Below are 25,852 nucleotides of genomic sequence, written 5' to 3'. Positions count from 1 at the left end.
AATGAACGAGCGCAATGACACCACGCCGGCATGGGGCGCATGGCCAGCGGGTGAGGGACAGGTGCGCTTCGCGCTCTGGGCACCGGATGCCAGGAGCGTGGAGGTGGTCTTCGACGACGGCGCGCGCGTCGCGTTGCAGGCCGCGCAGGATGGCTTCTTCAGTGCGGCGATCGACTGCGCGGCCGATGCGCGCTATCGCTACAGCGTCGATGGTGGCGAACCGGTGCCGGATCCGGCCTCACGCTGGCAGCCCGAGGGCGTGCATGGCCCCAGCGCCGTGCAGCCAACCGACGGCTACGCCTGGCAGAACACCCAGTGGCAGGGACGGCCGTGGGACGAGGTGGTGATCTACGAACTGCATGTCGGCACCTGCGGCGGCTATGCCGGCGTGCAGGCGCAATTGCCGCAGCTGGCGGCGATGGGCATCACCGCGATCGAGCTGATGCCGCTGAGCGCATTCCCGGGCGCGCACAACTGGGGCTACGACGGCGTGCTGCCGTACGCGCCGGTGGAAGCCTATGGCACGCCGGACCAGTTGAAGGCGCTGATCGACGCCGCGCACGGACACGGCCTGATGGTGTTGCTGGATGTGGTCTACAACCACTTCGGCCCGGACGGCAATTATCTGCACAGCTATGCCGCCCCGTTCTTCAACGAGGACAAGCCCACTCCGTGGGGCGCGGCGATCGATTTCCGCAAGCCGCAGGTGCAGCGTTACTTTCTCGACAATGCGCTGATGTGGCTGCACGAATACGGCTTTGACGGCCTGCGCCTGGACGCGGTGCATGCGATCACGCCGAACGCGTTCCTGGATACCTTGCGGCAGACCGTGCAGGCCAGCCTGCCGGCCGGCCGCCACGTGCACCTGGTGCTGGAAAACGAGGCCAACCAGGCCTCGCAGCTGCAACGCGGCTACACCGCGCAATGGGACGACGATTTCCACAACGCCCTGCATGTGCTGCTGACCGGCGAAGCCGAAGGCTATTACGCCGCCTTCGCCGACAAGCCCACCGAGCACCTGGCGCGCGTGCTTGGCGAAGGCTTCGCCTACCAGGGCGAGCCGGACCCGCGCGGGCATGTGCGTGGCGAGCCGAGCGGGGCGCTGCCGCCGCACAAGTTCGTGGTCTTCGCGCAGAACCACGACCAGATCGGCAACCGGGCGCGCGGCGAGCGGCTGAGCGTGCTGGTCTCGCCGCAGCGCCTGCGCGCTGCGCTGGCGCTGACGACGCTGACGCCGATGATTCCGCTGTTCTTCATGGGCGAGCCGTGGGGCGCCGAACAGCCATTTCTGTTCTTCACCGATTTCGGCCCGCCGCTGGACGATGCGGTGCGCGAAGGGCGGCGCCGTGAATTTGCGCACTTCGCCGCATTCGCCGACGAAGCGCAGCGCGCCACCATTCCCGATCCGAACAGCCACGACACCTTTGCTGCCTCGCGCGCGCCGATCGAAGACGCCGCCCGCGGCGATGGCGTGCAGTGGACAGCCTGGTTCACCGCGCTGCTGGGCGTACGCCGCCAGTGGCTGGTCCCGGGGCTGGCACAGGCGCGCGCGGTGGGCGCCGAGGTGCTGGCCGACGGTGCAGTGACCGCCAGCTGGGAACTGCCCGACGGGCTGTGGCATATCGCCTTCAACGTCGGCGCCTCGGCGGTGCCGATGCCGCCGCTGCGCGGCCGCGTGGCGCATGCCGAAAACGTCGCTGCCGACGCGCAGCAGTTGCCGGTCGATGGCTTCATCGCCTGGCACGAGGCGCGCGCATGAGTACGCGCGATCTGAGCAGGAGCGATCTGCATGCGCTGGCCGGCGCGGCCGGGGTGATGGTGGACTGGGTGGATGCCAGCGACCAGCCACGGCAGGTGTCCGACCAATCGCTGCATGCGGTGCTCACCGCGCTGGAACTGCCTGCCGGCACCGCTGCGCAGCGCGAAGACAGCCTGCGTCGTTGCAAGGCGCACGCCACCGAGCCGGCGCCGCTGCTGACCGTGCAGGTGGCCGGGTTGCTGCCGGTGTCGGTCGCCGCCAATGCCAGCGGCCGTTGGCTGGACGACAGCGGCACCAGCGAGCCGGCGCATGCCGATGCGCAGGGGCAGGTGCGTGCGCCGCAGCGTTTCGGCTACTGGACGCTGCAGATCGGCAGCCTGACCCAGCAGGTTGCGGTCGCCCCGCAACGCTGCTTCAGCGTGGCCGATGCCTGTGGCCTGCCGACACCGCGTGCCTGGGGCATGGCGCTGCAGGTGTATTCGGCACGCAGCATCGACGACGCCGGCATCGGCGACGCATCGGGCACGGTGGAATGGGTGCGGCATGCTGCACTGGCCGGCGCCGATGCCCTGGCCCTGAGCCCGGTGCATGCCGCGCGCCCGGTCACCGGCGGTTACAGCCCGTATTCGCCCAGCGACCGGCGTTTTCTCGATCCCCTGCATGCCGCACCGGTGCGCGTATTGGGCGAGCTCGCACTGGAGGCGATCAACGAGGTGCCCGGCCTGCGCGAGCGCTTCGATACGCTGCACCACAGCGCCCTGATCGACTGGCCGGCCTCGGCGCAGGCCAAGTGGCAGCTGCTGCGCCATCTCTACACCCGCGTGCCCGCCGATCACCCCGATCTGGCTGCCTTCCGCAGCGAGGGCGGCGCGGCGCTGGAAGGCTTTGCGCGGTTTGCCGCGCAGGATTTCGGCGATGGCGACCCGCAACTGCACGTGTTCACGCAATGGCTGGCGGCGCGCAGCTGGTCCGATGCGCAACGCGAGGCGCACGAGCGCGGCATGAAGATCGGGTTGATCGCCGATCTGGCGGTCGGCTTCGATCCCAATGGCGCCGAAGCCGCGGCGGCCGCCGACACCGTGCTGCGCGGCCTGGTGCTGGGCGCGCCGCCGGACGCCTTCAATGCCGACGGCCAGCACTGGGGCATCGGCGCATATTCGCCCACCGCGTTGCGGCGCAGCGGCTATGCGCCATACATCGCGCTGCTGCGCGCGGTGCTGCGCGATCGCGGCGGCATCCGTATCGACCATATTCTGGGCTTGATGCGGCTGTGGGTGGTGCCCGAAGGGGCCAGCTCCAACGAAGGCGCGTATCTGGCCTATCCGCTGCACGACCTGCTCAATCTGCTCGCGCTGGAATCGTGGCGGCACCGGGCGATCGTGATCGGCGAAGACCTTGGCGTGGTGCCGCCCGGCATCCGCGAGGAACTGTCGCGGCGCGGGGTGATGGGCATCGATGTGTTGATGTTCACCCGCGACGACGACGGCGCCTTCGTCTCGCCGGCGTTGTGGCGGCCGGATGCGTTGGCCACCACCACCACGCACGATCTGCCGACGCTGACCGGCTGGCGCGAAGGCCGTGATATCGACTGGCGGCGCAGGCTGGACCTGATCCAGCCCGCGCAGGCCAAGGACGATGCCGCGGCCCGCATCCAGGATGTGGCACGCCTGGATGCAGCGGTCGGACACACCGGACTCAGCGCTGCGGACGACCCGCTGCTGGGCGCGCTGCGCTTCACCGCCACCAGCGTGTCGCCACTGGCCCTGCTGCCGGTGGAAGATGCGCTGGCGCTGGAAGAACAACCCAATCTGCCGGGTACCGTCGAGGTCCATCCCAACTGGCGTCGACGCCTGCCCGATCCCTTGCCGCATGCGCGCCTGAGTACGGCGCTGCAGGGCTTTGCCGAGGCGCGTCGCGTCGCGGCCGTTTCGGAACCGCATCCATGATCGAGCTTCGCGCCACCGCCCGCCTGCAGCTGCATGTCGGCTTCACCCTGCACGATGCGCTCGCCCAGGTGCCGTACTACGCCGGGCTGGGCATCAGCCATCTGTACCTGTCGCCGATCGGCACCGCAGTGCCCGGCTCGACCCACGGCTACGACAATATCGACCCGACCGTGGTCAATCCCGAGCTCGGCGGCGAAGACGCGCTCATCGCCCTGTCGCAGGCCGCGCGCGAGCACGGCATGGGCCTGATCGCCGACATCGTGCCCAACCACATGGCCACGCATGCGGACAACGCGTGGTGGTGGGATGTGCTGCGCAACGGCCGCAGTGCCAAGCATGCCGACTGGTTCGACATCGACTGGCGCGCGCCCGGGCGCGACGGCAAGTTGTGGCTGGCGGTGCTGGACCGCCCGTATGCCACCGCACTGGCCGAAGGCCTGATCACCCTGGTGGTCGAGGACGACGGCAGCGCGGCACTGGCGCACTACGACCAGCGGTACCCGATCCGTCCGCAGACGCTGGAGGTGCCGGAAAAGGCCGCGCGTGCACAATGGCTGCGCGACTACAACGACGGCGCCAAGCGCGGCGATGGCCGTCTGCACAAGCTGATCGAACGCCAGCCGTACCGCCTGAACTGGTGGCGTGTGGGCAACGACATGCTCAACTACCGTCGCTTCTTCGACATCACCTCGCTGGTGGCGTTGCGGGTGGAGCTGCCGGCGGTGTTCGACGCAGTCCATGCGCTGCCGCTGCGGCTGGTGGCCGAGGGCCATCTGGACGGCCTGCGCATCGACCATGTGGACGGGCTCACTGACCCCACCGGCTACGTACGCAAGCTGCGCAGCCGGCTGGATGCGGCTGGCCGCACGCGTGGGCTCAAGCCCGGCACCCTGGGCCTGTATCTGGAAAAGATCCTGGCGCCCGGCGAGCACCTGCCGGCCGACTGGCCCTGCGATGGCACCACCGGCTACGACTTCATGGACCAGGTCGGCGGCGTGCTGCATGACGCGGGCGGCTTCAAGCCGCTGGCGCGTGCCTGGCAGAAGGTGAGCGGGCGCAGTGGCGACTTCGCACAGGAAGAACGCGCCGCCCGCGACGAGATCTTGCGTGGCCCGCTGCAGACCGAATTCAATCGCGCCGTCGGTGCGTTGTCGGCATTGGCGCGGCTGGACCCGCCCACGCGCGAGTTCAGCCCGCAGATGCTGGCGCGCGGCCTGTGCGTGTTGCTGCGCTGGTTCCCGGTGTACCGCACCTATGCCGGTGCCAAGGGCGTGACCGGCAGCGAAGCCGAGCGCCTGCGCGCCACCGCCGCGCGTGCGCGCGAGGGCATGCCGGAGTCCATCGTTGCGGCCGTCGATGCGATCGAGCGCTGGCTGCTCGACGATGCCGGCGCCGACCGCGCGCAGGTCGCCCTGCGGCGCATCCTGCGTCGTCGCGTGGAGCAGTTGTCCGCACCGCTCAATGCCAAGTCGGTGGAAGACACCGCGTTCTACCGGCACGGCGTGCTGTTGTCGCGCAACGAGGTCGGCAGCCATCCGACCCACTTCGCCAACGAGGCGGCCGAGTTCCACGCGCAGAATCTCGAACGCGCCAAGCACTTCCCGCGCGCGTTGCTGGCCACCGCCACGCACGACCACAAGCGCGGCGAAGACCTGCGCATGCGGCTGGCGGTGCTGTCCGAGCAACCGCGCTGGTGGATCGAGCAGAGCACCCGGTTCGATGCCTTGGCCGAGACGCTCGAGGCACCGGCACTGGCCGGCGGCGACCAGCAGATGCTCTGGCAGACCCTGGTGGCCGCCTGGCCGATCGGCCTGGGTGCCGACCAGACCGAGCCGCTGGCCGAGTACGCCGAGCGCATTGCGCAGTGGCTGCTCAAGGCCGTGCGCGAGGCCAAGTTGCACACCAGCTGGACCGACGGCTCGCCGGCCTACGAACAGGCCGTGCAGGCCACCGTGGAGCAGGTGCTGTGCAGCCGCGCCGGGTTGCCGCTGCGGCGGGCGCTGCTGCGCGCCAGCAACCACATCGCCGCGGCCGGTGCGCGCAACGCGCTGGTGCAGACAACCTTGCGTCTGACCGTGCCGGGCGTGCCCGACCTGTACCAGGGCACCGAAGGCTGGGATCTGTCGCTGGTGGACCCGGACAACCGCCGCCCGGTCGACTACGCGCAGCGCCAGCAGTGGCTGGCGCAGGCACGCGACTGGAACACGCTGCTGCGCAGCTGGCGCGATGGTGCGGTCAAGGCACGTCTGACCGCACTGCTGCTGCAGTTGCGGGCCGAACATCCGGCGCTGTTCGCCAAGGGCGACTACCAGCCCCTGACCGTGACCGGCAGCGGCGATGCGCAGGTGCTGGCGTTCCGCCGCCAGTACCGCGGGCAGTCGCTGGTGGTGGCAGTCACGCGGCTGGGGGCCGGCAACGCGGGCGATGGCGATCTGCCGCTGCTGGTGCCGCCGGCCAGCTGGGGTCAGGCGGCGTTGGCATTGCCGCAGGCCAGTCACCGTAATGTGCTAGATGGCAGCACGGTGCAGCCGCAAGGCGGCCGCGTGGCGATATCCACGCTGTTTGCACGTGCGCCAGTGGCAGTGTTGTTGACCCCCTAAGAGAACGTACGCAATGAACGACACGGAACGGCAGGCGCGGCTTCGCCAGTTGGCACAGGAGATCTGGGAGGCCGAAGGCCGCCCGGACGGCCACGCAGATCGGCACTGGGCCATGGCCGAGCGCCTGGTGGATGCCGAAGAGCGCGCCGCCGAGCAGGCCGGCCCGCCGGCGAGTGCACGCCAGTAACGGTCACTCTGTCACCCTGCATGGTTCATCCTGCAGGCTGCGCCATGTCAGGGTGAGCGTGCACACGCACGCAGGCAGCCGCATTCGCTCAGCGTTTTGAGTTCACCGTTCTCAGGAGTTACCGATGGCCACCCGCAAGTTCACTCAGCGCTCGCGCATCCGCGAAGGCCGTCCCAACCCGCTCGGCGCCACCTGGGATGGCCTGGGAGTCAATTTCGCGCTGTATTCGCGCAACGCCACCCGGGTGGAGCTGTGCCTGTTCGACGAGCGTGGCCGCGAGCAGGAGCGCCTGGCGCTGCCCGAATATACCGACGAGGTCTGGCACGGCTATCTGCCCGACGCACGCCCCGGCCAGCTGTACGGCTATCGCGTGCATGGACCCTATGCGCCCGATGCCGGGCATCGCTTCAACCACAACAAGCTGCTGCTGGACCCGTATGCCAAGCAGATCGTCGGCGAGCTCAAATGGGCGCCGCACCTGTTCGGCTACACCATTGGCCACCGCGACAAGGATCTGAGCTTCGATCGCCGCGACAGTGCCGCGTTCATGCCCAAATCCGCGGTGATCGACCCGGCCTTCACCTGGGGCCAGGACCGCCCGCCGCAGACGCCGTGGAACCGCACGGTGATCTACGAGGCGCACGTGCGTGGGCTGAGCATGCTGCACCCGTCGGTGCCGCCGGAAAACCGCGGCACCTTCTCGGCGCTGAAGACCGACGAGCTGATCGACCACATCAGCTCACTCGGCGTCACCGCGGTGGAACTGCTGCCCGTGCACGCCTTCGTCGACGATCAATACCTGCTGGAAAAAGGCCTGCGCAACTACTGGGGCTACAACACCCTGGGGTTCTTTGCCCCACAGGCGCGCTACATGTCCACGCGCACCGTGGCCGAGTTCAAGCAGATGGTGGCGCGGCTGCATCACGCCGGGCTGGAAGTGCTGCTGGACGTGGTCTACAACCACACCGCCGAAGGCAACGAGCTGGGGCCGACGCTGTCGTTCAAGGGCATCGACAACGCCAGCTACTACCGCCTGGCCGACGATCGCCGCTTCTACATCAACGACACCGGCACCGGGAACACCTTCGACCTGACCAATGTCGGCGCGCTGCGCATGGTGATGGACTCGCTGCGTTACTGGGTGCAGGAAATGCATGTCGATGGCTTCCGCTTCGACCTGGCCACCATCCTCGGGCGCGAGCGCTACGGCTTCGATCCATCGGGCAGCTTTCTCGATGCGGTGCGCCAGGATCCGGTGCTGAGCCAGACCAAGCTGATCGCCGAGCCCTGGGATATCGGTCCTGGCGGTTACCAGGTGGGCAATTTCCCGCCGGGCTGGGTGGAGTGGAACGACAAGTTCCGCGACAACGTGCGCGCGTTCTGGCGTGGCGACGGCGGCCAGCTGGCCGAACTGGCCACGCGCCTGACCGGTTCGGCGGACCTGTTCAACCACAGCGGTCGTCGCCCCACTGCATCGGTCAATTTCGTCACCGCGCACGATGGCTTCACCCTGCGCGATCTGGTCAGCTACGAAGGCAAGCACAACTTCGCCAATGGCGAAGAGGGCAGGGACGGCAGCGACCACAATATTTCGGCCAACTACGGTGTCGAGGGCGACACCAACGACCCGGCCATCAAGCAACTGCGCCGTCAGCAGATGCGCAACCTGCTGGCCACGTTGCTGCTTTCGCAAGGCACGCCGATGCTGCTGGCCGGCGATGAGTTCGGCCATAGCCAGAACGGCAACAACAACGCGTATTGCCAGGACAACGAGCTGACCTGGATCGACTGGACTGCTGCCACCAAGGCCGCTGCTGCCGATCAGGCTGCATTCGTGCGGCGGTTGATCCGTATCCGCCAGCGTTATCCGCTGCTGCATCGCGCCCGCTTCTTCGACGGCAAGTTCGACGAAGCGCTGGGTTTGAAGGATCTCACCTGGCTGGCGCCGGACGGCCACGAGATGGACGAAGCCAGCTGGCACGACCCGGAAGCGCGCGCGCTGATGCTGCGGCTGGATGGCCGCTCGCCGACCACCGGCCTGCGCGAGATCGCCGCCAACGTGACCTTGCTGATGCTGATCAATGCCGCCTCCACCAGCGTGTCGTTCACGCTGCCGGCGATGCATGACGAGCACTGGCGCGTGCTGGTCGACACCGCGCGCCACGGCGGCCGCGTGGTGGCCGGCGGCAGCGAATGGAAGGCCCCGGCGCACTCGCTGACCTTGCTCGCAGTGGAGCGCGATCGCATCGCCAGCAGCGCGCGCATCGTCTCCGAGGGCGCGCGCTGATGGCGGGGGTGATCTGATGGATGTGTTGCTGGCAGGGGCCACCGGTCTGGTCGGTAGACATGTCCTGCAACAACTCCTGGCCGATGCGCGCTGTACCGGCGTGGTAGCGATCACGCGCCGGCCGTTGTCCCAGATCCACCCCAAGCTGCGCAACCAGGTGATCGATTTCGATCGCCTGGACCACTGGACCGCACCGCGCATGGAAGCGGCCATCTGCGCCCTGGGCAGCACGATGAAACAGGCCGGCTCGCGCGAGGCGTTCTACCGCATCGACCACGATTATCCGATGGCGCTGGCACGCGCGGTCTGCGCGCAGGGCACCTCGGTATTCGTGCTGAATTCGGCCGCCGGTGCCGATGCGCACTCGCGCATCTTCTACAACCGCGTCAAGGGCGAGCTGGAACGCGACCTGCGCGCGGTCGGCTTCCCCTCGCTCACCTTCGTACGCCCGGGGCTGATCGGCGGCGAACGTGAGCAGCGGCGCACCGGCGAACACATCGGCAGCCTCGTGCTGGGCGCGCTCGGTCCGCTGCTGCCACGCCGCTTCCGTCTCAACCCGGCCGAACGCATCGCCGCCGCCATAGTGGGCGCCGCGCTGGCACCGGCGCGTGGGGAGCACAGTGTCGAGGCGGCGGAGCTGGCTGACTGAGGTCGCCGTCGTTCCCGCCTCGCGGCCGCGTCGCGAGGCAGTCAGATGGAGCGTCGGGTCGGCTGCCTCGCAGGAGCGCGCTGGCGCGCGATGAGGCGTTGCCGATAAAGCTCCGTCGCGCGCAGGCACGCTCCTACAACTGCACGTGCAGCGAAATAGAGGCCTGATTGTCGCCTGTCTCGTAGGAGCGCGCTGGCGTGCGATGAGGCGTTACCGGTAAAACCTCATCGCACGCCGCGCTCCTACAAATGCGCGCGTAGCGGATCGGCGTTTTCGCCATTACAAATGCATTGCCTACACCCCAGCGACTGCCAAACCGTCCACCGCCAGGGCTCGCCCATAGCTGCGAGAGTGCCGCGGAAATAGGACTCGCTGCCAGCTGTGCCGTAGGAGCGTGCCTGCGCGCGACGCGGCGTTACCGATAAAGCTCCGTTGCGCGCAGGCACGTTCCTACGGGTCCACGCGGCGGATCGGCATCTTCGCCAGCGTAAACATCCCCACTCACACCCCCAACGACTGCCCGCCATCCACCGCCAGCACCTGCCCGGTGATCCAGCGTGCCTGTTGCGATGCAAGAAACAACGCCGCATCGGCGATGTGCTGCACCTGCCCGAACCCGCCGAATGGGATGCTGTCGCGGATGCGTGCATACAGGTCCGGCTCTGCGTCGCGACGCCGCGCCCATAGCCCGTCGGGGAACTCGATCGAACCGGGCGCGATCGCGTTGACGCGGATGCGCTCGCGGGCGAGCTCGGCGGCCAGCGTGGTGGTGTAGTAATTCAGCGCCGCCTTGGCGGTGGAATAGGCGATTGCGCGTGGCGTGGGGCGCTGCGCATTGATCGAGCTGATGTTGAGGATCACCGCCGCAGCGCTGTTGCGCAGGTACGGCAGCGCGGCGCGATTACAACGCACGGCCGCCATCAGATCGACATCCAGGCCGGCCTGCCAGCTGGCATCGTCGTTGCCGTGTCCATAGCCGGAGGCGTTGTTGATCACCACATCCAGGCCATCCAGCGCCTGTGCTGCGGCCTGCACATAGGCCTCGATCTGCGCAGCATCCGACAGGTCGCAGGCGAAGGTATGGACCGGCCTGCCATGTGGTGCCAACACCTGTGCGGCCTGTGCCAGGCCATCGGCATTGCGTGCGCACAGCGAGACTTGCGCGCCGTTGCGCACGAACGCGTCGGCAATGGCCAGGCCGATGCCACGGCTGCCGCCTGCGATCAGCACGCGTTGATTGCGCGGCGAGATTTGCGTGGGTGCTGCGGAAATGGACATGGCGGACACTCGATCGGAAACCGACATTATCGAGCAGCTCGGTCATGACGCGGTGCCCGGTGCCGCCGTTGCAGTGTTGAGCGCATCATTGCAATGTCTGCTGTCCGTTCCACTCTTCCACCGCTTCTGCCAACGAGGCGCTGGCCAGCGCGCGTAGCGGGCTGGCGATCTACTGCGCTCATCCCCAGGCGCGCGCGGCCGGTGCCCGGAATTGCCATGTGCCACGCGTGGACTCAGGTTCTGAGCGCGCCGTCCACACGCCCCGAGCGATTGCTCGCTAAGTTTTGTCAGTCACCCTAATGGCGGTGCGCAGCGCTGCGCTATGCGCCAGCTTGGGAGCCATGCACCGGCACCTGTCTGCGGTCGTGTGCGCTGTCATCTGCGTGCAATACGGTGTGCGCGCAGCTTGCGACGCAAGCCTCATCACCAAGCATGATCAGCTCATGCGTTTTCGGTTGTTCGCTACTAACCATTTGTTTACACGCTTGCATCGCGCTGCGGGCAAAACGTGCGGGTCATTCAGTGGGAGTTGCACATGGAAACCCATATCACCGTCATCGGTGCCGGCTTTTGCGGCACCGCGCTGGTCCGTGCACTGGCGCAGACGGCCGATGCGCAGGTGCGCATCACCCTGGTCGGCGTGGCCGACACCTTCGGCAGCGGCATCGCCTATGGCGCCGCACGGCCGGAGCACCTGCTCAACGTGCGCGCCAAGGACCTGGGAATTGATGCGCAGGCGCCAGGCGCCTTCGCCGACACCTTGCACCTGGGCGATAGCGGGCGGCTGGAATTCCTGCCGCGGCTTGCCTATGGCGATTATCTGCGCAGCGAGCTGGATACCGCGGTCAGCGGCGCGCAGGCGTCGATCGTGCGGCTGTCGCAGGAAGCGGTGGCGGTGGAGCGTGCACGCCAGGGCTTCCGCGTATTCCTGGCCAATGGTGACGCCTTCCACAGCGACCGGGTGGTGCTGGCGGTGGGCGCATTGCAGCCGCAGGCGCTGGCCGGCATCGGCCCGCGGCTGAGCGTGCATCCGCGCTATATCGGCTGGCCGTGGCAGGGCGATGCCCTGGCGCGCCTGGCGCCGGACGACGACGTGCTGATCGTCGGCACCGGGCTGACCATGGTGGACGTGGCATTGACCCTGCACACGCGCGGGCATCGCGGTCGCCTGCTGGCGATTTCGCGGCGCGGCCTGGCGCCGCAGGCGCATCTGCGCCAGCCGGGCGCGGCGCTGGAGTTGCCGCCGCATCTGCAGCGCGCACTCAAGGATGCCGACCTGCGCGGCCTGCTGCGCGGCGTGCGCCAGCTGAGCGCCGTGGTCGACGACTGGCGACGCGTGGTGGATGCCTTGCGCCCGCATCTGCAACCGCTGTGGCAGCGGCTGGAGCTGCCGCAGCGTGCGCGTTTCCTGCGCCATCTGCGCCCGTATTGGGAAGTGGCGCGGCATCGGGTTGCGCCGGGCGCGGCGGAGCAGCTGGCGCAATTGCAGGAATCGGGGCAGCTGCAGATCGTTGCAGCGCGGCTGCTGCGTGCGCGTTGGGTGCCCGATGGTGTGGAGGCGGTGATCCGCCCGCGTGGATCGGCCGACGCGCAGACCGCTCATTACGATGCGGTGATCCGCGCTACAGGGTTGGATACCGATATCGACCGCACCAGTGACCCGCTGATCGCCGGCATGCGCGAAGCCGGGCTGCTGCGTGCCGACCCGCTGGGCCTGGGCGTGGACACCGATGCGCAACTGCGCGTGCGCGATGGTGCCGGGCAGATCGTGCCGGGACTGTATTGCGTGGGCCCGCTGCTGCGCGGGCGTTACTGGGAAATCACCGCCGTGCCGGAGTTGCGCGTGGCCACGCGCGCCCTGGCAGAACGTCTGTTGCTGGGGGCGATGCCGGCGTTACAGCCAGAGCCGGAACAGGTGCCGCGCGAGGTCAATGGGCGTTTGTAGCGAAATGTGCGTTCGTTCCAACCTCTTCACGGACGGCCGGGCGTTGAAGCTTCGACGATCGCGGGTTCCAGCCCTTCTCCCTTCGGGAGAAGGTGGCGCGCCCGCGCCGGATGGGGGCGCGCGCGCAGCCTCGTGTGGTTAAAGATTCTCTGAAAAAGGTCATTCCGGTCGACGCGCCAGCCGTAGGAGCGGACCTGGCCGCGACTGGGGCGTGACCGGCACCCCGCGCAGCGCGTTACGCGTGCATCGGACACTTGCGTGATGCGCATACCGTCTGCCGTGTTCCGTCTTTCCCCTGTCATTTTTTCTGGCGCGGAAGACGCCCGATCACGCTGCAAGCAGCCTCTGCGCGCACGGGCATAGCCCCCATCCGGCAATTGCGTGCGGGCTTCGCCAAACAGCGCAATCATGCCGCGTGATGCGTAGCGCAGCGCAGCGGTGCAGACAGGACTAGGTCATGGTGATCGCCCTGGGCCGATGACCGTCCAGGGCGTTTGATTCCCCCGTCCGCCTGGAGTTCGCCATGCCCCGTCTTGCTCCCGCCACCTTGCTCGCCACGCTGTGCGCCTGCGCGCTGCCCGCCTGGGCCAGCGAATCGCTCAATACCCGTGCTGAAGTGCTCGCAGCCCTGGAATCCGGCTACGACGTCAGCCTGACCACCGACCTTGGCCGCTGCACACCCGAAGAAGGCACGCCCGTCACGCAGACCCGTGGCGGCCGCCATATCGACGCGTACCGCATCACCGAAGACGGCACCGCCGCGTTCTCCGGTTCGCACTTCACCGTGGCCAACGACGGCAAGCCGATCCAGCAGTTCATGCGCTACCAACTGCGCCCGGATGGCAGCGTGCGTTTCACCACCTACATGTACGACCTGCCGGGCCTGCAGCAACGTGGGCCGGTGCTGGCGTATCAATGCACGATCAATCAAGGCATCCGCTTCCACGCCGATTGAGCGCGCTGCACCGTGACGACTGCAGGCTGCAGTGCAGCGCCATCGCGTTGCCCTGCGGCCTGCAGCGGTCGGGCGCGACCCGAGCATGCAATCGCCGCGGCTGGCGATTGCATGCTCGGGTCTTGCCTGGGTCACGTCACCGCGGTGACGACTGCTGCACTGCCACCGCCTCGGCGGCGCTGGATTGCCAGCCTCCGCCCAGTGCCCTGAAGGTGGCCACTGCGCTGCGCGCTGCATCCGTGCGCGCCTGCACCTGCGCATCGGACGCGCGCAGCAGCGTGTCGTCGGCATTCAGCACTTCGATCAGGCTGACCGCGCCTTTCTCATAGGCCAGGGCCGAGGCGCCACGCGCCTTGCCAAGCGCCTCCACTCCCTGCGACAGCACCGCGGCCTGCTGCTCGCGCTTGACCAGCGCGGTGAATGCATTTTCGACGTCCTCGGTGGCGCGCAGGACCGCCAGGCGATACGCCGCCAGTTGCTCGGCTTCCTGACCCTTGGCCTGGGCGATCTGCGCATTGATGCGGCCGAAGTCGAACAGCCGCCAACGCAGCCCCAGTACACCGGACGACTGCGCGGCATCGCCGGTGAACAGGTTGCCGCCGGAGATGGCCGTGGCGCTGCCGAGCAGGCCGCTGAGCGAGAACTTGGGGTAGTACTCGCTCATCGCCACGCCGATGCGCGCGTTCGACGCTGCCAGCCTGCGTTCGGCGGCGATCAGATCGGGGCGGCGGCGCAGCAGGTCGCCGGGCGTGCCTGTGGCGGCGATCTGCGGTGCAAGCGGAATCGGCTTGGTGGCGGCCAGTTCCGCGCGGTGCGTGCCGGGCGGCACACCCAACATCACGTCCAGGGCGTTCATCGCCGCGACCAGGCCACTTTCGATGCCGGGCACCGACGCCTGCGCCTGCGCAAGCGCGCCTTGCGCCTGGTGGAGTTGCAGCTCGGGCGCCAGTCCCTTGCCATGCAGCAGCGTCACCATCGACACCAGCCCCTGCTGGGTGGCGACCTGGCGCTGGGCCACCTCCAGCCGGGCCTGCAGGCCGCGGATGCTGATGTAGATATCGGCGGTCTGCGCCGCCACCGCCAGGCGGGTGGCGGCGGCACCGGCTTCGCTGGCCTGGTAGTCGGCCAGGGCGGCCTGGCGCCCGCGACGCAGGCCGCCGAACAGATCCAGTTCCCAGCTCGCGCCCAGGTTGGCTTCGTAGGTACTGGCATAGCGGTCGAAGTTGGGCGTGCTGCTGAGCACCTGGCCAAGCGGCGTTTCCAGCGACTGGTAGGCGCGGGTCGCGTTGCCGCTGATGTTGCCCGAAGGCAGCAGCGCGGCGGTGGCGGCAGTCAGCCCGGCGCGGGCCTGGGTGACGCGTGCGGTGGCCTGGGCCAGGTCCAGGTTCTGCGCCAGCGCCTGGGTGACGTAGCGGCTCAGGTCCGGGTCGTTGAAGCCGGTCCACCAGGTGGCCAGGTCGGCCTGCACGGTGGCCTGGCGTTCAGCCACGGCGGCTTGGCCAAGGTAGCGATCCGGCACGGGCGTGTCCGGGCGGGCGTAGTCGGGGCCGACCGCACAACCTGCGGCGAGGCTGGCGGCAATAAGCGCTGCAAGGGTGCGGAGTGGCATGAGGAGACCAAAGTGGCAAAGCGGTGAGTGACTGTAATACGAAACGGTCACTTTTGTAAGTCGGGGGCGACAGCGCTAAGCTGTCCAAATGAACAAAGCATCCAGTTACCCAGTTGCGGGCCGGGGCCCGGTCGATCACGACGTGCGCGACCAGATCGTGGCCGCAGCAGCCGACCACTTCAGTCGCTATGGCTACGAAAAGACCGCCGTGTCCGATCTGGCAAAAGAGATTGGATTCTCCAAGGCCTACATCTACAAGTTCTTCGCCTCAAAGCAGGCCATCGGCGAAGTCATCTGTGGCCAGTGCCTGCAGGAAATCAAGCTCGAGACGGCTGCGGCCGTTGCCCAGGCAACAACGCCGCAGGAGAAATTACGCAGTCTTTTCAAGGTGGTAGTCAACGAAAGCCTGCGCCTGCACGCGCGCGGACCGAAGCTGTACGAGATTGCCACGTCTGCCTCGATCGAGCGGTGGCCCACGGTCCTCGTCTACGAAGCGCAGCTGCAGGCGCTGCTGCAGGAGATCCTGGTGGAGGGGCGCCTGAGTGGTGACTTCGAGCGAAAGACGCCGCTGGACGAGGCGAGCCGGGCGATCTACCTGGTGATGCGGCCATACATCAATCCGCTGCTGCTGCAGCACAGCCTGGAGTACGCCGAAGAGGTCCCGGCACTGTTGTCGAGTCTGGTACTGCGCAGTCTGGCGCCCTAGTTCGTTTGTGACTATTGACTGATTTGGTCACAAGTCTGAAGATGCGAGCCATCAACAGCTCGCTTTGAGACGACCATGCTTCCGCGCCTCCAGATTCCCTTCGCCCTTCTGTGTGTTCTGCCGCTGGCGCTTAGCGCCTGCGGAGGCAATGCTCCTACTGACCCGCGGACCGCCGCGCCGCTGGTCCGGGTGGCCACCGTCGCTTACGCCGACGCAGGCACGCGCAGTTTCTCCGGCACCGTCGCAGCGCGGGTGCAGAGCGACCTGGGCTTCCGCGTCGCCGGCAAGGTGTCCGAGCGGCTGGTCGATGCCGGCCAGCGCGTCAAGCGTGGGCAGCCGCTGATGCGCATCGACCCGGTGGACCTGCAACTGGCCGCGCGTGCGCAGCAGGATGCGGTGGCCGCTGCCCGCGCCCGTGCCCTGCAGACCGCCGAAGATGAAGCCCGTTATCGCGACCTGCGCGGCACCGGCGCCATCTCCGCCTCGGCCTACGACCAGATCAAGGCGGCCGCCGATGCGGCCAGGGCGCAGCTGAGCGCCGCCCAGGCCCAGGCCGATGTCGCGCGCAATGCCAATCGCTATACCGACCTGCTGGCCGATGCCGACGGCGTGGTGATGGAGACCCTGGTCGAGCCGGGCCAGGTGGTTGCTGCCGGGCAGCCGGTGGTGCGCCTGGCGCATGCCGGGCCGCGCGAGGCGGTGATCCAGTTGCCGGAAACCCTGCGCCCGCAGGTTGGCTCGGTGGCCCAGGCCACCTTGTTCGGCAACGCCGCGGTCAGCGTGCCGGCCACCTTGCGCCAGCTCTCCGAGAGCGCAGACCGGCTCACCCGCACCTTCGAGGCGCGGTACGTGCTCAACGGCGCGCTGGCGCAGGCGCCGCTGGGCACCACCGTTAGCGTCCGCGTGCCTGCCGGCACCGCCACCGGCACCCAGGCCGGCCTGCAGGTGCCGCTGGCCGCGGTGTTCGATGCCGGCAAGGGGCCGGGCGTGTGGGTCATCGCCGGCAACCCGACCCGGGTGAGCTGGCGGCCGGTGACGGTGCTGGGCCTGGACGATGACCATGCCAATGTCGCCGGCAAGCTGGGGCGTGGCGAGCGCATTGTGGCGCTGGGCGCGCACCTGTTGCGCGACGGCGAACGGGTGCGGGTCGCCAACACGATCGCGCCTGCCGATGGCAGCGCGACCGGCGCCAAAACCGCGTCCGCGGCAGGAGCGCAGCCGTGAGCGAGGGCCGATTCAATCTCTCGGCACTGGCGGTACGCGAGCGCTCGATCACGCTGTTTTTGATCTTCCTGATTTCGTTGGCCGGCCTGGTCGCATTTCTCAAGCTGGGCCGCGCCGAAGACCCGGCCTTCACCGTCAAGGTGATGACCATCGTGACTGCCTGGCCGGGTGCCACGCCGCAGGAAATGCAGGACCAGGTGGCCGAGAAACTCGAAAAGCGCCTGCAGGAACTGCGCTGGTACGACCGCAGCGAAACCTATACGCGCCCCGGCCTTGCGTTCACCACCTTGACCTTGCTGGACAGCACGCCGCCCAGCCAGGTGCAGGAGCAGTTCTACCAGGCACGCAAGAAGGTGGGCGACGAAGTCGGCAACCTGCCGGCCGGTGTGATCGGGCCGATGGTCAACGACGAATATGCCGACGTCACCTTCGCGCTGTTCGCCCTCAAGGCCAAGGGCGAGCCGCAACGCTTGCTCGCGCGCGATGCAGAGACCCTGCGCCAACGCATGTTGCATGTGCCGGGCGTCAAGAAGGTCAACATCATCGGCGAACAGCCCGAGCGCATCTTTGTCGAGTTCTCACACGAGCGCCTGGCCACGTTGGGCATCAGCCCGCAGGACGTGTTTGCCGCGCTCAATGCGCAGAACGCCTTGAATGCGGCTGGTTCGGTGGAAACGCGCGGGCCGCAGGTGTTCATCCGCCTGGATGGTGCGCTCGACAGCCTGCAGAAGATTCGCGACACCCCGCTGGTGGTGCAGGGCCGCACCCTGAAGCTGTCGGATATCGCCACGGTCAAGCGCGGCTACGAGGATCCGTCCACCTTCATGATCCGCAGCGGCGGCGAGCCGGCGTTGTTGCTGGGCATCATCATGCGCGATGGCTGGAACGGGCTGGATCTGGGCAAGTCGCTGGACAGCGAAGTCAGCGCGATCAATGCCGAGCTGCCGCTGGGCATGACCCTGAGCAAGGTCACCGACCAGGCGGTCAACATCGACGCATCGGTCGGCGAGTTCATGACCAAGTTCTTCGTCGCATTGCTGGTGGTGATGCTGGTGTGCTTCGTCAGCATGGGCTGGCGCGTGGGGATCGTGGTGGCGGCGGCGGTGCCGTTGACGCTGGCGGCGGTGTTCGTGGTGATGCTGGCCACCGGCAAGAACTTCGACCGCATCACGTTGGGGTCGTTGATCCTGGCGCTGGGCCTGTTGGTGGACGATGCCATCATCGCCATCGAGATGATGGTGGTGAAGATGGAGGAAGGCTACAGCCGCGTCGCCGCATCGGCGTATGCGTGGAGCCATACCGCCGCGCCGATGCTGTCCGGCACGCTGGTGACCGCGGTCGGCTTCATGCCGAACGGCTTTGCCGCCTCCACCGCCGGCGAATACACCAGCAACATGTTCTGGATCGTGGGCATTGCGTTGATCGTGTCGTGGGTGGTGGCGGTGGTGTTCACGCCCTATCTGGGCGTCAAGATGCTGCCGGACCTGAAGAAGATCGAAGGCGGCCACGCCGCGATGTACGACACGCCGCGCTACAACCGCTTCCGCGCTGCGCTGGGGCGCGTCATCGCGCGCAAATGGCTGGTGGCCGGCTCGGTGGTGGGGCTGTTCGTGCTCGCGATCGTTGGCATGGGCATCGTCAAGAAGCAGTTCTTCCCGATCTCCGATCGCCCCGAAGTCCTGGTCGAAGTGCAGATGCCGTACGGAACCTCGATCAACCAGACCAGCGCGGCCACTGCCAAGGTCGAAGCCTGGCTCGCCAGGCAGGACGAAGCCAAGATCGTCACCGCCTACATCGGGCAGGGCGCGCCGCGCTTCTTCCTGGCCATGGGCCCGGAGTTGCCGGACCCGTCGTTTGCCAAGATCGTGATCCGCACCGATGACCAGCACCAGCGCGATGCATTGAAGCTGCGTTTGCGCAAGGCCATTTCCGAAGGCCTCGCATCCGAAGCACGCGTGCGTGTCACCCAGCTCACCTTCGGCCCGTACTCGCAGTTCCCGGTGGCGTACCGGGTCAGCGGTCCGGACCCGCAGGTGTTGCGTGGCATCGCCGCGCAGGTCAGGCAGGTGATGCAGGACAGCCCGATGCTGCGCACCGTCAACACCGACTGGGGCACGCGCACCCCCACGCTGCATTTCACCCTGGACCAGGACCGCCTGCAGGCAGTGGGGCTGACCTCGACCGCCGTGGCCCAGCAGCTGCAGTTCCTGCTCAGTGGCGTGCCGGTCACGCTGGTGCGCGAAGATATCCGCAGCGTGCAGGTGATGGCGCGTTCGGCCGGCGACACGCGCTTCGATCCGGCGCGCATCGCCGACTTCACCCTGGCCGGCGCCAATGGCCAGCGCGTGCCGTTGGCGCAGGTGGGCAAGGTGGATGTGCGGATGGAAGAGCCGATCATGCGGCGTCGCGATCGGGTGCCGACGATCACCGTGGGCGGCGATGTCGATGACCAGCTGCAGCCGCCGGATGTCTCGGCCGTGATCACCAAGCAATTGCAACCGATCATCGAAAAACTGCCCAGCGGATATCAGATCAAGGAGGCGGGTTCCATCGAGGAATCCGGCAAGGCGACCACCGCGATGCTGCCGCTGTTCCCGATCATGCTGGCGGCCACCTTGCTGATCATCATCCTGCAGGTACGCTCGATCTCGGCGATGGTGATGGTGTTCCTGACCAGCCCGCTGGGCCTGATCGGTGTGGTGCCGACCTTGATCCTGTTCCAGCAACCCTTCGGCATCAATGCGCTGGTGGGCCTGATCGCGTTGTCGGGCATCCTGATGCGCAACACGCTGATCCTGATCGGGCAGATCCACCACAACGAGGCCGAGGGTCTGGACCCGTTCCATGCCCTGGTGGAAGCCACCGTGCAGCGCGCCCGGCCGGTGATCCTGACCGCGCTGGCGGCGATCCTGGCGTTCATCCCGCTCACGCACTCGGTGTTCTGGGGCACGCTGGCCTATACGCTGATCGGCGGCACCCTGGCCGGCACGATCCTGACGCTGGTGTTCCTGCCGGCGATGTATTCGATCTGGTTCAAGATCCGCCCCGATACCGGCAACGGCAGCAGCACCGCGGCGGTTGCGCAGCACGCCTGAGTGCCACTGGCGACGGCGGCCATGCTGCCGTTGCCTTCCGCTATAGGGCGCTTGTCATCCTCGCGTTCGATCCGCGCGCCGCCAATGGCTGCGCACCTGGCCGGCGCTCTTCCCTCATAGATAAAGGAATTACCATGCAACAGCAGTCCGTTGTGCTGATCACCGGTGTGTCCTCCGGCATCGGCCGCGTTGCCGCAGAGCGCTTCGCCCAGCGCGGCTGCACCGTCTACGGCAGCGTGCGCGCGCTTTCCGGCGCCGCGCCGCTGGCCAATGTGGAATTGGTCGAGATGGATATCCGCGACGCTGCCTCGGTGCGGCGCGCCGTCGACGGTATCGTCGGCCGCAGCGGCCGCATCGATGTGCTGGTCAACAACGCAGGCAGCAGCCTTATCGGCGCAGTGGAGGAAACCAGCCCCGAAGAAGCTGCCGTGCTGTTCGATACCAACGTGCTGGGCATTCTGCGCACGGTCCAGGCAGTGGCACCGCACATGCGTGACAAGCGCCGGGGGCGCATCGTCAATGTCAGCTCGGTGCTGGGTTTCCTGCCGGCACCGTACATGGGGGTGTATGCCGCCTCCAAGCACGCGGTGGAAGGGCTGTCGGAAACGCTGGACCACGAGCTGCGCCAGTTCGGCATCCGGGTGACGCTGGTGGAGCCGGCGTACACCAAGACCAGCCTGGGCAGCAATTCGCCGGTGGCGCAGAGCACCATCGCCGAGTACGACCGCGAACGTGACATGGTTGGCCGTGCGGTCACCGGCTACATCGACAATGCGCCGGGACCGCAGGACGTGGCCACCACCGTGGTGGAGGCCGCACTGGGCAAGTGGCGCATGCGTCGCACCCCGCCCGGCCAGGCATCGCTGCTGAGCAAATTGCGCCGGTTCATGCCCGCCAGTGCGGTGGATGGCAGTTTGCGCAAGCAGCTTGGGCTGAGCTGACGCACCTAGCGCGCCTGCAGGTGGATGCGTGACACCTTGCGCGTCGACAAGCACTGCGCGTCGCCGGGCAGATGCGGGTGGTGCCTGCAATCGCTACGCACTGCCTGTCCATCGCCGGCCTTGCGTGTGTCGCCCCACCCATGTGAGGCGACCCCTCACCGCTTGGCAGCGGCGGCTAGGTCAACCGCGTGCCGAGCGATGACCAACGCACCGATTTCGAGCACCGACCACGCCCGGGCGGCGGTGCGCACAGGGGTTTTGCTAGCTGCTCCGAAGCGTCGCGTGCCCCATGCCGCCGGGGAGCCGGCTGCATGGAGTGGTCGAGCACTCGTTACACCTGGTCGGTGGGTAACACATACACTTCGGCAATATTGACGTTCGCCGGTGCCTGCGCTGCGAACAGGATGGTGTCGGCAATATCCATCGGATCCAGCATCCGCACCGTGCCGGCATAACCGGCCATCATTGCCTGATATTCCGCGCTGGTGGTCTGTGCCGGAAGCTCGGTTGCAACGATGCCCGGCTGAATGCTGGTGACGCGGATGTTGTGCTTCTTGCCGACTTCCATGCGCAGGCCTTCGGTGAACGCGGTCACCGCAAACTTGCTCGCCGAGTACACCGCAAATCCCTGGCCAAAGACCTTGCGCCCGGCGATCGAGGAAGTATTGAAGACATGGCCGGAATGCTGCTTGATCATCTGCGGCAGCACCGCGGCGGCCACGTTGAGCACGCCTTTCACGTTGACATCGATCATCTGTTCCCATTCGTCGGTGTGGAAGTCATCGATGCTGGACAGCGGCATGATGCCGGCGTTGTTGACCAGCACATCGATGGCGCCGTAAGCGGCGATCAGTGCTGCGACGCCGGCAGCGACCGAGTCCTTGCTGGCGACATCCATTTCCAGCACGACGGCCTGGCCGCCCGCCTGCTCGATGTCTGCCTTCAATGCCTGCAGCCGGTCGATGCGACGCGCCGCAAGGCCCACCTTCATTCCTGCCGCTGCGAGTTTCTTGGCCGTTGCGCTACCGATGCCGCTGGAGGCGCCGGTAATCAGGGCCACTTTGCCGTGGAGCTCATTCGTTGACATGGACAGTCTCTCGCTGGTTGTCGATACGGGATTGGACGCGGCGATACCGCGTCCAGTCGGTTTTCAGTACCGGCGAGATGATATCCATCCTATACTTAGTTTCAATTACGCACTTTGAGGTAACTAGATATGGCCGAGGAAACCGCTGCGCCCTGCGACCTCTATCGCATCTCGGATATCCGCACCGTGCTGGAGCCGATCGCCAACAAGTGGTCGATCATGATCATGACGGTGCTGTGCAACGGGCCGACGCGCTTCAATCAGATCAAGCGGCAACTGGACGGGGTGACGCACAAGTCGCTGACCGAAGCGCTGCGGCGGCTGGAGCGGATCGGCTTGATCAGCAGGGAAGTGATTTCCTCGTCTCCGGTGGCCGTGCAATACCGGCGCACGCCCTTGGGCGACACCTTGGAAGCGCCGATGATGGCGCTGCTGCACTGGTGCCAGGACCACGCCGATGAGGTGATTGCGGCCGAGCAGGCGTTCGTCGCGGGCACGCAAGCGCTGGCGCCGGCAACGGCAACGGTGGGGTGAGGGACTGCGGCTGATGCACGTGTGTGTGATGACGAGTTGAGGTGACGGAGGCTTGCACATGGTGCTGCCTGGCATCGGCGTGCATCCCGGCACGAACGCGACCACGCAATCGAGCGCATGCACACGCAGGTGCCTGCTCGGTCCACGCCAATGGCCGGCGATTCACCCAGACTGGCCGCATGGCCTCACAATAGGCGGCCAGTTCCCAACCGATGTCGCCATGCGCAAGACCTATCAGCTCAACCTCGAAGGCAAGAACCGCGATCGTCTGCTGGAGTCCAGCAAGCACGATATCCGCAAGTACATCCGCCGCGAGCGCCGCAAGGATTTGCCCGAAGGCGCGGATTACTGGGACTTCGACATGCGCTTCGGGGCGGACGAGGCCAGTGCCGCGCCGCTGCCGCCGGCCGAGCTGATCCGCTCGATCAATGCGCTCACCAGCGAAGGTGGCGAACAGTTCTTCGTGGAAATCCTGCGCAAGCCCGGCAAGCGTACCCCGCGTGCGGATGGCGACAACGCGCCGGGCGGCGAGCTGGATTTCGAGCAGGACTGAGGCATCGTCGCACCGTCCACCTTCGCGTGACGACGGCGCGTCAGGTGGCATGCCCTGCTGTCAGTCGGGCTTGCCAGCCTGCGTCGCCGCCGCTGCGCGTTGCTTGTCCTTCTTGCTCGGCCGCCTGCCCTTGATGCCGCCGTTGTCGTCCGGAGCGCGCGCGCCGACATGTGGCGTCTGCGTCGCAGGCGTCGTCGCCGCCAGGGTCGGCTCGAAACCGGCAACCACGCTGGTGGGCACGCGCAGGCCCTGGCGTTTTTCGATCAGGCGCCATTGCGGCTGGCTCTCTGCGGTGATGAAGCTGATCGCAAGGCCGCTGGCGCCTGCGCGCGCGGTGCGGCCGATGCGGTGGGTGTAGTCCACCGTCGAACGCGGCAGGTCGTAATTGACCACTGCCGGCAGCGCATCGATATCGATGCCGCGCCCGGCCAGATCGGTGGCCACCAGCACCTGCAGCTCGCGCTGTTTGAAGGCATGCAACGTACGCTCGCGGCGGCCCTGGCTCAGTTCGCCATGCAGCGGTTGCGCGTTGATGCCGGTCTTGGTGAGTTTTTCGGCAACTTTCTCGGCGGTGTGCCGGCTGGCGACGAACACCAGCACATGCGACCAGCCATGCTCCTGCAGCAGGTGGCGCAACAGCTGCGTGCGTTGGCCGGCGTCGACGGCGATCGCGCGTTGTTCGATCGCAGGCGCAGCTTCCGGGGTGGCATCAACGGTGATGCGTAGCGGGTCGCGCAGGCGACGCTTGGCCAGCGAGGCGATGGCGGGCGGAAACGTGGCCGAGAACAGCACGCTCTGCCGTTGCGCCGGCAGCAGGGCCAGGATGCGATCGAGCTCGGCACCGAAGCCCAGTTCGAGCAGGCGGTCGGCTTCGTCCAGCACGAGCGTGGCAACCTCGCCCAGGCGCAGCGCGTTGTGATCCACCAGGTCCAGCAACCGGCCGGCCGTGGCGATCACGATATCGGCACCACCGCGCAGGGCAAGCAACTGCGGATTGATCGAACTGCCGCCGGTGGCCGCAACGATCTTGAGCCGCCGCGGCAGATGCGCGGCCAGTTGGCGCAAGGTGTCTTCGACCTGCGCGGCGAGTTCGCGCGTGGGTACCAGCACCAGCGCGCCGAGCACGCGCGGGGCAACATCCGGCGCCAGGCAGCGTTGCTGCAGCAGCGGCAGCGCATAGGCCAGCGTCTTGCCCGAACCGGTCTGCGCCATCGCAATCAGATCCCGGCCCTGCAGCATCGGCGCAATCGCCTGCTGCTGGATCGGCGTGGGCGTGTGGTGGCCGGCGCGTGCCAGCGCGGTGTCGAAGAATGGCTGCAGCTGCGGCGACAGCGAAAGATGGGCAAATGACATGGACCGATTATCCAGGCATTTGCACTGCAATGGTCGGTGAGACCCATGCGGGGCCGCCGCGGGCACTGCGTCGGTGGGTGGGCAAGGGCCTGCAGCCAGGCCCCAGCGTCGAGTGCGCGGTGCCCTCACCGCTTGCGGGACACGCCGTGAACCCGTCCCTGGGGGCTCGGTGGCAGCATCCATGCCGCCACACGGTCCCGCAATCGGCGAGGGCACCGCACCAGACAGTTGGCCGGCTGCTGGCCTGCAATGGAAAATGGCGGAAGGTCGAGCGAACGCCCCGTTATCCAAACAGTGCACGTCATGCATTGCTTGCACCCGCACACCGACCATCTCGACAGGTCCTTGCCTGCTCACCGTCGCGGGACCTTACGCGGCATGGATGCCGCGTAAGAGCCTACATGGACGTACTTGCGGCGTGTCCTGCGATGGTGGGCGGGCAAGGGCCCTGCAGCCAAGCCCCAGCGTCGAGGGCGCGGCGTCCTCACCGCTCGCGGGACACGCCGTGAATCCGTCCATGGAGGCTCGGTGGCGGCATCCATGCCGCCACACGGTCCCGCAATCGGCGAGGGCACCGCACCAGATAGTTGGCCGGCAGCTTTCCTGAAAGCATGCTCGGCTTGCGTGGCAGACGAGACGTTTCTAGGTTGCGTGTAGGAGGCTTGTCTGCCGCTCGGCTTGCGACGGCGCAATGATGGGAGTTGAGCGAACGCCTGGTGATCCGACCAGCGCACGTCGTGCGCATCATGTACTGCTTGCAACTAGACACACCGACCCTCTCGACAGGTCCTTGCCCGCTCACCGTCGCGGGACCTTACGCGGCATGGATGCCGCGTAAGAGCCTCCATGGACGGATTCACGGCGTGTCCCGCGATGGCGGGCAGGCGAGGGCCCTGCAGAAAACCCGCAGATCGGCTGCTCTGCAACTGATCCATCCGCAGTGTTCAAGCCTCATCGCGGCACGACACATAAAGCGACCAATACTTCGACCAAGGCGTCATTCCGCCGCGATCAGATGCTTAAAAAAAAACGGTGGGTCGACTGCGCGGCGCCCTTACCGAGCGGCGCCCTTAACCGATCGTGTGATACGTCGCGACTTCATCCATGGATGGCGACATGGTGGCCTGCCGCCAACGGTCCCCAA

At 67.2% G+C, this 25,852-nt stretch carries 18 protein-coding genes and 1 other RNA gene; 15 read left to right on the top strand and 4 right to left on the bottom strand.

Going from position 1 to position 25,852, the window contains the following annotated elements; translation table 11 throughout:
* The first annotated feature begins 1 nt into the window (after position 1).
* The 6 genes from treZ to EO170_RS11580 all read left to right on the top strand — a co-directional run bounded on the left by treZ (position 2) and on the right by EO170_RS11580 (position 9,428).
* Complete coding sequence (gene treZ, locus EO170_RS11605; protein ID WP_126945028.1) at positions 2-1,759, top strand: malto-oligosyltrehalose trehalohydrolase; 1,758 nt, start codon at positions 2-4, stop codon at positions 1,757-1,759.
* A complete protein-coding gene (locus EO170_RS11600; protein ID WP_164741013.1) occupies positions 1,756-3,705 on the top strand; it encodes a 4-alpha-glucanotransferase in 1,950 nt (649 codons plus the stop codon). Before treZ ends, EO170_RS11600 begins: the two co-directional genes overlap by 4 nt.
* Positions 3,702-6,305, top strand: coding sequence for a malto-oligosyltrehalose synthase (gene treY, locus EO170_RS11595; RefSeq protein ID WP_126945025.1), 2,604 nt, complete (start codon positions 3,702-3,704; stop codon positions 6,303-6,305). The genes EO170_RS11600 and treY overlap by 4 nt, the downstream gene beginning before the upstream one ends.
* A 13-nt stretch (positions 6,306-6,318) precedes the next feature.
* The gene (locus EO170_RS11590) at positions 6,319-6,492 is read left to right on the top strand and encodes a DUF2934 domain-containing protein (RefSeq protein WP_104649120.1); all 174 of its coding nucleotides are present in this window, start codon (positions 6,319-6,321) and stop codon (positions 6,490-6,492) included.
* Between the two features lie 124 nt (positions 6,493-6,616).
* The gene (gene glgX, locus EO170_RS11585) at positions 6,617-8,779 is read left to right on the top strand and encodes a glycogen debranching protein GlgX (RefSeq protein WP_115675758.1); all 2,163 of its coding nucleotides are present in this window, start codon (positions 6,617-6,619) and stop codon (positions 8,777-8,779) included.
* Between the two features lie 16 nt (positions 8,780-8,795).
* Positions 8,796-9,428, top strand: a complete 633-nt coding sequence (locus tag EO170_RS11580) for an NAD(P)H-binding protein (protein WP_126945022.1) — start codon at positions 8,796-8,798, stop codon at positions 9,426-9,428.
* Positions 9,429-9,929: 501 nt separating this feature from the next.
* On the opposite strand, the gene EO170_RS11575 is transcribed toward EO170_RS11580, so the two are convergent.
* Positions 9,930-10,706, bottom strand: a complete 777-nt coding sequence (locus EO170_RS11575; RefSeq protein WP_126945019.1) for an SDR family NAD(P)-dependent oxidoreductase — start codon at positions 10,704-10,706, stop codon at positions 9,930-9,932.
* A 216-nt stretch (positions 10,707-10,922) separates the two neighbouring features.
* Between EO170_RS11575 and EO170_RS11570 the strand changes: the two genes are divergently transcribed.
* From EO170_RS11570 to EO170_RS11560, 3 genes are all read left to right on the top strand, one after another.
* Positions 10,923-10,999, top strand: a non-coding RNA gene (locus tag EO170_RS11570) — sX9 sRNA.
* 242 nt (positions 11,000-11,241) lie between these two features.
* Positions 11,242-12,651: an FAD/NAD(P)-binding protein gene (locus EO170_RS11565; protein WP_164739273.1), complete on the top strand. Its 1,410-nt coding sequence runs from the start codon at positions 11,242-11,244 to the stop codon at positions 12,649-12,651.
* 523 nt (positions 12,652-13,174) lie between these two features.
* Positions 13,175-13,606 carry a VirK family protein gene (locus tag EO170_RS11560; protein WP_104534466.1) on the top strand — a complete coding sequence of 144 codons (432 nt, stop codon included), beginning with the start codon at positions 13,175-13,177 and terminating at the stop codon, positions 13,604-13,606.
* Between the two features lie 136 nt (positions 13,607-13,742).
* Here EO170_RS11560 and EO170_RS11555 read toward each other — a convergent pair whose 3' ends face one another.
* Positions 13,743-15,215, bottom strand: coding sequence for an efflux transporter outer membrane subunit (locus EO170_RS11555; RefSeq protein ID WP_126945016.1), 1,473 nt, complete (start codon positions 15,213-15,215; stop codon positions 13,743-13,745).
* 88 nt (positions 15,216-15,303) lie between these two features.
* Between EO170_RS11555 and EO170_RS11550 the strand changes: the two genes are divergently transcribed.
* From EO170_RS11550 to EO170_RS11535, 4 genes are all read left to right on the top strand, one after another.
* Entirely contained in the window at positions 15,304-15,921 is a 618-nt protein-coding gene (locus EO170_RS11550; protein ID WP_119129403.1) for a TetR/AcrR family transcriptional regulator, read from the top strand.
* Between the two features lie 75 nt (positions 15,922-15,996).
* On the top strand, positions 15,997-17,145 hold the full coding sequence (locus tag EO170_RS11545; protein WP_126945013.1) for an efflux RND transporter periplasmic adaptor subunit: 1,149 nt from the start codon (positions 15,997-15,999) through the stop codon (positions 17,143-17,145).
* Positions 17,142-20,240 carry an efflux RND transporter permease subunit gene (locus EO170_RS11540; RefSeq protein WP_126945010.1) on the top strand — a complete coding sequence of 1,033 codons (3,099 nt, stop codon included), beginning with the start codon at positions 17,142-17,144 and terminating at the stop codon, positions 20,238-20,240. The genes EO170_RS11545 and EO170_RS11540 overlap by 4 nt, the downstream gene beginning before the upstream one ends.
* A 134-nt stretch (positions 20,241-20,374) precedes the next feature.
* Complete coding sequence (locus tag EO170_RS11535) at positions 20,375-21,181, top strand: oxidoreductase (protein WP_104586297.1); 807 nt, start codon at positions 20,375-20,377, stop codon at positions 21,179-21,181.
* Positions 21,182-21,512: 331 nt separating this feature from the next.
* Here the strand turns inward: EO170_RS11535 and EO170_RS11530 are convergent, their stop codons facing one another.
* The gene (locus EO170_RS11530; RefSeq protein WP_164739272.1) at positions 21,513-22,268 is read right to left on the bottom strand and encodes an SDR family oxidoreductase; all 756 of its coding nucleotides are present in this window, start codon (positions 22,266-22,268) and stop codon (positions 21,513-21,515) included.
* Positions 22,269-22,397: 129 nt separating this feature from the next.
* Here EO170_RS11530 and EO170_RS11525 point away from each other — a divergent pair, with 129 nt between their 5' ends.
* Entirely contained in the window at positions 22,398-22,802 is a 405-nt protein-coding gene (locus EO170_RS11525; protein ID WP_104649130.1) for a helix-turn-helix domain-containing protein, read from the top strand.
* Positions 22,803-23,022: 220 nt separating this feature from the next.
* Complete coding sequence (locus EO170_RS11520) at positions 23,023-23,355, top strand: DUF6172 family protein (protein WP_104649192.1); 333 nt, start codon at positions 23,023-23,025, stop codon at positions 23,353-23,355.
* Between the two features lie 60 nt (positions 23,356-23,415).
* Here the strand turns inward: EO170_RS11520 and EO170_RS11515 are convergent, their stop codons facing one another.
* On the bottom strand, positions 23,416-24,708 hold the full coding sequence (locus EO170_RS11515) for a DEAD/DEAH box helicase (protein WP_126945007.1): 1,293 nt from the start codon (positions 24,706-24,708) through the stop codon (positions 23,416-23,418).
* Positions 24,709-25,852 lie beyond the last annotated feature (1,144 nt).

The organism is Xanthomonas sp. BRIP62409 (assembly GCF_003992965.1).
Taxonomy (GTDB): Bacteria; Pseudomonadota; Gammaproteobacteria; order Xanthomonadales; family Xanthomonadaceae; genus Xanthomonas; species Xanthomonas euroxanthea.
This window is presented reverse-complemented; position numbering and strand designations above follow the sequence as displayed.